7 protein-coding genes are annotated in these 9,537 nt (G+C 68.4%); 5 read left to right on the plus strand and 2 right to left on the minus strand.

Annotation, left to right across the window (positions count from 1 at the left end; all coding sequences use genetic code 11):
* Nucleotides 1-88: 88 nt before the first annotated feature.
* Both LQD00_RS07850 and ygfZ read right to left on the minus strand, forming a co-directional pair.
* Nucleotides 89-766 carry an MOSC domain-containing protein gene (locus LQD00_RS07850; protein ID WP_119031321.1) on the minus strand — a complete coding sequence of 226 codons (678 nt, stop codon included), beginning with the start codon at nucleotides 764-766 and terminating at the stop codon, nucleotides 89-91.
* Nucleotides 767-769: 3 nt separating this feature from the next.
* The gene (gene ygfZ, locus LQD00_RS07855; RefSeq protein WP_232716606.1) at nucleotides 770-1,948 is read right to left on the minus strand and encodes a CAF17-like 4Fe-4S cluster assembly/insertion protein YgfZ; all 1,179 of its coding nucleotides are present in this window, start codon (nucleotides 1,946-1,948) and stop codon (nucleotides 770-772) included.
* A gap of 74 nt (nucleotides 1,949-2,022) precedes the next feature.
* Between ygfZ and LQD00_RS07860 the strand changes: the two genes are divergently transcribed.
* From LQD00_RS07860 to cydC, 5 genes are all read left to right on the plus strand, one after another.
* Nucleotides 2,023-2,892 (plus strand): aminodeoxychorismate lyase, encoded by an 870-nt coding sequence (locus LQD00_RS07860; RefSeq protein WP_232716608.1) that lies wholly within the window; start codon nucleotides 2,023-2,025, stop codon nucleotides 2,890-2,892.
* 206 nt (nucleotides 2,893-3,098) lie between these two features.
* Complete coding sequence (locus tag LQD00_RS07865; RefSeq protein WP_232716610.1) at nucleotides 3,099-4,685, plus strand: cytochrome ubiquinol oxidase subunit I; 1,587 nt, start codon at nucleotides 3,099-3,101, stop codon at nucleotides 4,683-4,685.
* 11 nt (nucleotides 4,686-4,696) lie between these two features.
* The gene (cydB, locus tag LQD00_RS07870) at nucleotides 4,697-5,779 is read left to right on the plus strand and encodes a cytochrome d ubiquinol oxidase subunit II (RefSeq protein ID WP_232716611.1); all 1,083 of its coding nucleotides are present in this window, start codon (nucleotides 4,697-4,699) and stop codon (nucleotides 5,777-5,779) included.
* On the plus strand, nucleotides 5,776-7,458 hold the full coding sequence (cydD, locus tag LQD00_RS07875; RefSeq protein WP_119031326.1) for a thiol reductant ABC exporter subunit CydD: 1,683 nt from the start codon (nucleotides 5,776-5,778) through the stop codon (nucleotides 7,456-7,458). Before cydB ends, cydD begins: the two co-directional genes overlap by 4 nt.
* Entirely contained in the window at nucleotides 7,440-9,158 is a 1,719-nt protein-coding gene (gene cydC / locus LQD00_RS07880; RefSeq protein ID WP_232716613.1) for a thiol reductant ABC exporter subunit CydC, read from the plus strand. The genes cydD and cydC overlap by 19 nt, the downstream gene beginning before the upstream one ends.
* Nucleotides 9,159-9,537: the final 379 nt, after the last annotated feature.

A 9,537-nucleotide genomic window follows, 5' to 3' on the forward strand; every position in this document is an offset into this window, starting at 1 on the left:
CCCCCTCGCAAAATGACGGGGCGGCCAACGATTTGGCGGCCCCGTTCTCTTGAAGTAATTCTGTCGTGCTGCCCAGTCTAGCGCGCCTTCAGGACTTGTGTGCCGCGCCCTGCCTCGCCGCGCCGCCCGATCTCTCCACCTTGCCCAGAATCCGCTGCGCCTCGCGGCGGACCTTGACCGGCAGATCGTCGTCGGCGAGCAGTGTCCTGATCGACTCGGGGTCGGCGTCGACGAGCAGTTGCCGGACCCGCACGCCGTGGTCGGGACGGTGGATCACCGTCACCGAATCGCCGGCGGCCACCGTGCCGGGTTGGAGAACGCGCAGGTAGGCACCGAAATCGGCCTGGTCCATGAACCTCTTCACCCACCTGGGCTCATCCGCCCACACCGCGAAGGTCCGGCACGGTACGCGGGGGATGGTGGTCTCGAGGAGGAGGCCGTCGTCACCGACCTGCCAGCGCTCGCCCACGAAGGCGTCGGTGACGTCGATCCCGTCGATCCGCAGGTTCTCGCCGAACCAGCCGTAAGGAAGCTCACGTCCGAGTTCGTCGGACCAGCGTCGTGCGTCGGGTTCGGCGTAGGCGTACACCGCCTGATCGACGCCACCATGATGCCTGCGGTTGCGCTGGTGGTCGGCGACCAGACCCAGCTCGCGCACCTCGGCGCGGCCGGCCAGCGGACGCTTGTCGATCGCGGAGGGTCCGATCTTGTCGAGGACGACGTCTCGGCCGGCCGCGCAGACGGCCAGCACGGTTCCGATGTCCACGCGTCAGCTACCCGGGGTGGACGAGCCGCTGCGCAACCGTTCGACGGCGGCACGACCGGCCTGGACGTGATCGTCCTCGCGGATGGAGTCCGGGTCGATGCGTGCGCTCACCGGCTCCTCGGTCCCGATCGTCAGTTCGACGTCCGCGCCGACGTTGCGCTTGACGAGCGCGAGCGCGATGGGACCCCACTCGTAGTGATCGGCGACGGTGCCGAGGCGGCCGACGGTGCGGCCGCCCGCGGTGACCGGATCGCCGGTCGTCGGACGCTGATCCGAGCTCCCGTCGAGATGCAGCAGCACCAGGCGTCGTGGGGACTTGCCGAGGTTGTGGACCCGGGCCACCGTCTCCTGGCCGCGGTAGCAGCCCTTGTCGAGATGGACGGCGCCCTGATCGGCCGGACCACCGATCCAGTCGACCTCGTGCGGGATCGTCCGCTCATCGGTGTCGGCGCCGAGGCGCGGACGGCGGGCCGCGACACGCAGTGCGTCGTACGCCCAGCTGCCGGCCATCCGGGCACCGGCCTCGACGAGTGCGTCCCACCAGCGCAGCAGGACGAACTCCGGCAGGACGAGGTCGACGACGGGCAGGTCACGGTTCTCGCCGAGCGGCGGCATCCGTCGCCAGAACCCCAGCGGCTCGTCCTCGTGGTGTGTCTCGGGCAGATTGCCCGCCTGGTAGACGTCCGCGTCGGCGGGGATCTCGAGGAGGTCGGCAACGGGTCCGGTCACCGCACCCGGACCGACGAGGGTGAGGACCCTCATATCGGTCCGTGGGGCCGGCTGCGCCTTGGCCCAGAACACCATCTTCGCGAGGAATCCGGCGAGGGCCTCACCGCGTGCTCCCTCGGTGTCGACCCAGGTGATGCCGTCGATGTCGGTCATGACGAAGTGTTCCTCGACGCGACCGTTGGCGTCGAGAGACAGGTTCTCTGCGCTCCGGCGGTCGGGAAGTGCGGCGATGTGCTGGCTCGAGATGGTGTGCAGCCAGCTCAGGCGTTCCTCGCCGGGGATCTCGATGACGGCCCGGTCGGAACGGTCGACGACGATGACCCCGGTGGCGGCGGCTCGCTGTTCCCCGAGTGGATCACCGAAGTGCCACGGGGTCTCCGATGAGTGGAACTCGCCGGGGCCGGGGACCGCCCCGCCTTCGGAATACCTGGTCAGGATGGGTGAACGGCTCACGGGTCGATTCTACGGGTCGGTTGCGCACCAGGGGTGTGGAGCAGGGGTCGGGCGCTCGTGGGAGCCTCTTATCCATGTCGGATTCGATCCTGCTCACCCTCGACGGCACCCAACACGATGCCGATGCGCCGTTCCTGCACGCCGACGACCTCGCGGCGGTCCGCGGCGACGGCGTCTTCGAGACCCTGCTCGTCCGGGCCGGCCGGGCGCGTGGGGTGCGCCTGCACCTCGAACGCCTCGTCCGGAGCGCCACGGCCATGGAGCTGCCGGCGCCGGACCCCGACGAGTGGCGCGCGGCCATCGAGAACGCGGTCAAGCTGTGGACTGCCGAGCACGGGACGTCGGACGAGGCGTTGCTGCGGCTGGTCTACACCCGCGGGCGTGAACACGGATATGCCCCGACGGCCTACCTGACCGTCGAGCGGGTGCCCGAGCGCGTCGCCTCCGCCCGCGCGGACGGCGTCTCGGTGGTCACCCTCGAGCGCGGTTTCTCCATCGACCTCGCGGCCAAGGCGCCCTGGCAGCTCCTCGGTGCGAAGACGCTGAGCTACGCCACCAACATGGCCGCGCTGCGTCATGCCGCATCCGAGGGCTATGACGACGTCATCTTCGTCAGCAGCGAGGGGGCGGTGCTCGAGGGGCCGCGGTCGACGGTGGTCGCGGTGTACGGGGACACGCTGGTCACCCCGCCGACCGAGATCGGCATCCTCGCCTCGACGACCGCGCAGGCCGTCTTCGATCTCGCCGTTGCGGAGGGCTGGAAGACCAAGGTCGAGATCCTGCGTCCGGAGGACCTCGTGGCGGCCGACTCGGTCTGGCTCGTCAGCAGCGTGACGCTCGCGGCCCGGGTCACCCATCTCAACCGGTACGTCATGCCGGTGCCGGCCGACGCAGACCGGTTTTCCGATTTGGTGGACCGCGCCATCGCTGTGGGAGACGATTGATCCCGGTCACTCCCATCGGATTCAGGGTCCGTGTCACTCAAGATCACTGGTGAGAGGGAATGCACCGCTGGTAACGGCTCGACGGGACCTTTGGCGCTTGAAGAAGGTCGGTGACCAGGCGTAACGTCGCGCTCAGCGCCTACTACCCGACGTAGTAGGCAACTCCGGCACCGCCGGCTGAGCCGGTGACCTGATTCGAGGCAGATATGGACGCTCTGGACGTCTCCCGATGGCAATTCGGTATCACGACGGTCTATCACTTCATCCTGGTTCCGCTGACCATCGGTCTTGCGCCGATGATCGCGGTGATGCAGACGGTGTGGCACGTCACCGGCAACGAGCAGTGGCTGCGCGCGACCCGCTTCTTCGGAAAGCTCTTCCTGATCAACTTCGCGCTCGGCGTGGCCACCGGCATCGTGCAGGAGTTCCAGTTCGGGATGAACTGGAGCGAGTACAGCCGCTTCGTCGCGGATGTCTTCGGTGCGCCGCTGGCGCTGGAAGGCCTGGTCGCCTTCTTCCTGGAGTCGACCTTCATCGGACTCTGGATCTTCGGCTGGGACCGGCTGCCGCGGCGCGTCCACCTGGCGTGTATCTGGTTGGCGGCCATCGGCGTCAACGCATCGGCGTACTTCATCATCGCCGCGAACTCGTGGATGCAGCATCCCGTCGGCGTCGAGTGGGACGAGACCCGTGGACGCCCGGCCATGAACGACTTCTTCGCCGTCATCACCAACAACACGACACTCGCCGCCTTCCCGCACGTGATCGCCGGTGCATTCCTGACCGCGGGCACCTTCGTCGCGGCCATCGGCATCTGGTGGATGGCCCGGAACACGTGGCGCGCCAAGAAGTTGCGGGAAGCACTCGAGACCGGTGACACCAGTGGTGTCCCGGAGAGCACATCGCCGAGCCACGTCGACGCCACCCCGGAAGACCTGGAGAAGGACGCGCGCGACCTGTGGCGGCCGGTCACCCGGTTCGCGCTGTGGGTCACGCTCGTCTCCGGCGTCGCGCTGTTCATCACCGGTGACATCCAGGCACAGATCATGTTCAAGCAACAGCCGATGAAGATGGCCTCGGCGGAATCGCTCTGCGAGACCGAGACAGGCCCCGGCTTCTCCGTCCTCTCCATCGGACGTCAGAACAACTGCGAGAACATCGATCACATCATCGAGATCCCCAAGATGCTGTCGTTCCTGGCCGATCACTCCTTCGATTCGACCCTGCAGGGCGTCGAGGAGCTGCAGGAGCAGTACACGAAGGCCTTCGCCGACAACCCGAACGTGCCCGCCAACCAGAACTTCGCACCCAACCTGTTCGTCACCTACTGGGGTTTCCGGGCGATGATCACATGGGCGGCCGGCTCGGTGGTCGTGGCCCTCGGCGGCCTCTGGTACACGCGCCGCAAGCGGGTGGTCGAGTCGAGGCGATTCGGCTTCATCGCACTGCTGATGATCCCGACCCCGTTCCTGGCCAACAGCTCCGGCTGGATCTTCACCGAGATGGGCCGCCAGCCGTGGGTTGTCGCACCCAACTGGGAGGACGACCTCGATCCGCTGCGCATCAGCATGCTCGTGCAGAACGGTGTCTCCAACCACACCGCGGGGACGGTGCTCGTCACCCTGATCGGGTTCACGCTGCTCTACGGCGCGCTGGGTGTCGTCTGGTTCATGCTGCAGCGCCGCTACGTGATCGAGGGACCGGCGAGCTACGACTCCCGGCCACCAGGCCACAGCGACGACGAAGCCGACTCCGATTCCGATGAGCCCAAACAGCTCTCGTTCGCGTACTAGAGGAGAGTGACATGGGACTCCCGGAATTCTGGTTCCTCATCATCGCCGTGCTGTTCGTCGGCTACTTCGTCCTCGAGGGCTTCGACTTCGGCGTCGGCATGCTGATGCCGATCCTCGGATCGAGTCACACCGGTGGCGACGACAAGGTCGCACCGGACGACCCCGAGGCCGACCCCGACAAGCGCCGGCGCGCGCTGCTCAACACCATCGGACCGGTGTGGGACGGCAACGAGGTCTGGCTGCTCACCGCGGGCGGCGCGCTCTTCGCGGCGTTCGGCGGGTGGTACGCAACGATGTTCACCGCGTTCTACCTTCCGCTGTTCCTCATCCTGATCGGACTCATCACCCGTGTGTGCGCGATCGAGTGGCGCGGCAAGATCAACGATCCGCGCTGGCGGAAGTGGTGCGACGTCGGCATCGGTCTGGGTTCGTGGATTCCCGCGATCCTGTGGGGTGTCGCCTTCGCCAACGTGGTGCGGGGCCTGCCGATCGACGCCGACGCCCAGTACACGGGCGGGTTCTTCAACCTGTTGAGCCCGTATGCGCTGCTCGGCGGTGCGACGACCCTCCTGGCGTTCCTCACCCACGGTGCGGTGTTCCTGTCGCTGAAGACCTCCGGTGTCCTGCAGGAGGATTCGGCGCGATACGCAGCCCGTCTCGCGTGGCCGACGCTCGTCGTCGCCGCCGCGTTCCTGCTGTGGACCCAGTTCGCGTACGGCAACGGCTGGACCTGGATCCCGGTGCTGATCGCCGCGGTGGCCGCGGTGGGCATGCTCGTCGCGACGCAGGTGCGTCGAGAGGGGTGGGCGTTCCTGTTCACCTCGATCGCGATCGCCGGAACGGTGGCCACCCTGTTCGCGGTGCTGTTCCCGAATGCGCTGCCCTCGACCCTGAACCCGGACTGGAACCTGACCATCGACAACACGTCGTCGAGCGACTACACACTGACGGTGATGACGTGGGCGGCGCTGTTCATCACCCCGGTGGTGATCGGTTACCAGGCGTGGAGCTACTGGGTGTTCCGTAAGCGCCTGTCGGTCGGGAACATCCCGGAGCATCACGGGCTGCCCTCGTTGCGCGTGTCGAGCAAGTGACGCCCCCGGTCGACCCGCGGCTGCTGCGGTATTCGCCGACGACGCGACGCTATGTCGCGGTCACGGCGGCGTTCGCCGTCGCGCAGGTGATCGCGATCATCGTGGCCGCGGGTATGGCCGCCTCCATCCTGTCGGAGCTGATTGTCCTCCCGGCGGAGCGGTCCTTCGACGCGCAGTGGGTGCACCTGGTCGTGCTCGCCGTCGCGATGGCGGCCCGCGCCGCGATGGCCTACGGGCACGATCGGTACGCGCACCGAGCGGCGGAGCAGGCGATCGCAGAACTGCGGTCCGAGGCGCTCGACGTGCTCACCGATCCGCGTCGGACCTCGCCGCGAACGCTCCTGACGCTGCGTGAGCACGCGGCGACCGTGCTGTTGCGGGGACTGGACGCCCTCGGGCCGTATCTCTCCGGTTACCTGCCCGCACTCGTGACCGCGGTGATCCTCACGCCGACGGTGACCGTGGTGATCGCCTTCGCCGACTGGCCGTCGGCGCTGATCATCCTGATCACGTTGCCCCTCATCCCGATCTTCATGGTCCTGGTCGGGCTCATGACCCGGGATCGCACCACCCGCAAGCTGGCGACGATGAGCAGGCTGACCGCGCAGCTGTTGGATCTGATCGCCGGCCTGCCGACGCTGCGGGCACTGAACCGCGCCGAGACCCCGGCCGCCCAGGTGGCCGAACTCGGTGAGGCGCACCGACGTTCCACGATGAGCTCGCTGCGGGTGGCGTTCCTGTCCGGCGCGGTTCTCGAGCTGCTCGCGACCCTGTGCGTCGCCCTGGTCGCCGTGGGCATCGGTCTGCGGTTGGTGTTCGGCGAGATGTCCCTCTACGCAGGTGTTTTCGCGTTGATACTGGCGCCCGAGGCATACCTGCCGCTCCGCCGCGTCGGCGCGCAGTTCCACAACTCTGCCGACGGTGTCACCGCCGCCGGGGAGGTCTTCGACCTGATCGACTCGCCCGAGGACGCCGCTCCGACGCCGGTCAGCGGCGGCCGGGGCCTCACCGTCGCAGGCGCGCCGATCACCATCCTCGATCTCGGCGTCCACGGCCGTGACGGCTGGGCCCCGGAGTCCTTACGCGCGACGGTCCAGCCCGGTTCGCTCACGCTGTTCACCGGGCCCAACGGTTCGGGGAAGTCCACGACCCTGGCCGCGATCATGGGGCTGCTGACACCCGACGACGGGTCGGTGCTCATCGGGTCCACCCCGGTCACCCATGCGGATCCCGAGTCCCTGCACGAACAGATCGCCTGGCTGCCGCAGCAGCCGGTCATCGTGCCGGGCACGGTCGGCGAGAACGTGGAGCTCTTCGGCGCGCTCGACCGCGATGCCACCGACCGTGCGGCGACGGCCAGCGGATTCGACTCCGTCGTGCTCGAACTGCCCAAGCGCCTCGACACCCAACTCGGTGCGGGCGGCGTCGGGCTGTCCGCCGGCCAGCGTCAGCGGCTCGCACTCACCCGAGTGCTCGCGTCGCCGGCTCCGCTGTTGCTGCTCGACGAGCCGACCGCTCACCTCGACGAGGCATCCGAACGTGCAGTTCTCACCGTGCTCCGCGACCGCGCACGCGCCGGTGACACGGTCATCGTGGTGGCCCACCGGGGGATCGCGCGTGAATTCGCCGACCAGGTGGTCGAATTCGACGGAGGTGTGCCATGCGCGACGACCCACTGATCCGGGCGCTCGGTTTTCTCGGCCTGCGCCGGGGTGCGGTGGCCAAGGCCCTGCTGCTCGGCGTCGGCGGTTCGCTGTCGGCGCTCGGCCTCGCGGCCTTGTCGGCGTGGCTGATCACCCGGGCCTGGCAGATGCCGCCGGTGCTGTACCTGTCGGTTGCGATCACCGCCGTGCGCGCTCTCGGTATCTCGCGCGGCCTGTTTCGCTACCTCGAACGTCTCGCCACCCACGACCTGGCCTTGCGCGCGATGACGACCGCCCGCGAACGGGTTTACACGGCGCTCGCGACCGGCTCACCGGCCTACTCGGTGACCCTCCGGCGCGGAGACCTGTTGACCCGCACCGGCGATGACATCGACGAGATCGGCAACGCTCTCATCCGCGGCCTGATCCCCATCGGTGTGGGCGTGACGACGGCGGTCGCCGCGGTCGTCGTGATGGCACTGGTCTCGCTGCCCGCCGCCGCAGTGCTCGCCGTCGCACTCATCATCAGTGGTGGCCTCGCCCCGTGGCTCGCGGCACGAGGTGGTGCCTCGACCCTCCGCGACGGTGCGCGGGCGGCCACCGAATCCGCCGAGGCCACGACGACCACTCTGTGGCACGCTTCGGAACTCGTTGTCGCGCGTCGGCGTGAGGAACTGCTCGAGACCGCCGCGGACGCCGACCGTCGGCACCTCGCGGCCACCGATCGGGGTCGTCGGCTCGAGGCGGCAGCCGCCGCGGCCACCCCTCTCGCGATGGGTGCGTCGCTGGTCGCGGCCTGCGTCATCGCGATCCAGCTGGCCTCGCAGACAACCGGTTCGATCGCCGGGATCGCCTCCGGTGAGGGGCTCACGCCGATGATCCTCGGCGTGCTGATCCTGCTGCCGCTGTCGGCCTTCGAGTCGACCGCGCCGCTGACCGAGGCTGGACTGCAGATCGAGCGGAGTCGTCAGAGCGCCGCACGGGTGATGGCTCTCGTCGACGGTGCACGCGCCGCGGACAGCACCGAGCCGTCCGGTGCGGACGTGGCGGTCCACCGCGGCATGGTCGAGGTGTCGACCGACGGACTGCGGTGGGGCCGCGGGGAGCGGAACATCCTCGGCCCTGTGGACGGTCTGAACCTCGACCTGCGGCCGGGATCGCGGCTGGCGGTCGTCGGCCCCAGCGGCGTCGGCAAGTCCACGCTTCTGCTGACCCTCGCCGGACTGCTCGATCCCATCGGCGGGGACGTCACCTGCGTCGACGTGTCGAGCCGCGCCCCCGTCGACCTTCGCTCGGCCGGTTGCTATTTCGCCGAGGAAGCGCATCTCTTCTCGACGTCGGTCCGCGAGAACATGCGCGTCGCGCGCGGTGACGCCACCGACGACGAGATCCTCGCGGCGCTGACGACGGTCGGCCTCGACGGCTGGGCCGCACGGCTGCCCGACGGTCTGGACACCACCCTGACCGGCGGAGCCGACGCCGTCAGCGGCGGCGAGCGCCGACGCCTGCTCCTCGCTCGCGCACTGCTCCACCCCACACCGATGGTCCTGCTCGACGAGCCGACCGAACACCTCTCCGCCGACGACGCCGACGCCCTCCTCCGACGCCTCCTCGGCGTCGAGGACGACCTCTTCGGACCCGATCGCATCGTCGTGGTCGTCACGCACCAACTCCCGCCGGACGTCGGCGGTGCGCAGGTGGTGGAGCTGGAACCGGCGCTCGCAGGCGACGCCTGACCGGCGAACCTCAACTCGACTGCCAGACGTCGATCGAAGTCTGCCTGTCGGGCTGAAGTCTGCCGGTTGTCGGGGGAGGTACCCACCTCGCTCCCAGGGGCGAAGGTGCTTACCCGTTCCCTGAGGTGCGAGCGAAGCGAGCCACGAAGGGCCGGCGACGTCATCTCGCCAGGCCTTCGTGGCTCGTCGCTATCGCTCCTCGCACCTAGTAATAGCTCGAAGGTTGTGAAATACGGGACATCCTCCTGTTGTGGTCGTAAGGGCTTGGTGTCCCAACCACAACAAGGAGGATGTCGATGTCTGACGCTAGTCCCTTGAGTCGAGGAACGAAACGCCGAAACGACCGTTTGAGCCGACTGCGGGAGATCGTGCGCCGCGA

The sequence above is a fragment of the Gordonia metallireducens genome, from assembly GCF_021245825.1.
Lineage (GTDB): Bacteria > Actinomycetota > Actinomycetes > Mycobacteriales > Mycobacteriaceae > Gordonia > Gordonia namibiensis.

Coding starts and splice junctions, on each gene's coding strand:
- LQD00_RS07860 (WP_232716608.1), top strand. CDS start 2,023: ATGTCGGATTCGATCCTGCTCACCCTCGACGGCACCCAACACGATGCC.
- LQD00_RS07865 (WP_232716610.1), top strand. CDS start 3,099: ATGGACGCTCTGGACGTCTCCCGATGGCAATTCGGTATCACGACGGTC.
- cydB (WP_232716611.1), top strand. CDS start 4,697: ATGGGACTCCCGGAATTCTGGTTCCTCATCATCGCCGTGCTGTTCGTC.
- cydC (WP_232716613.1), top strand. CDS start 7,440: ATGCGCGACGACCCACTGATCCGGGCGCTCGGTTTTCTCGGCCTGCGC.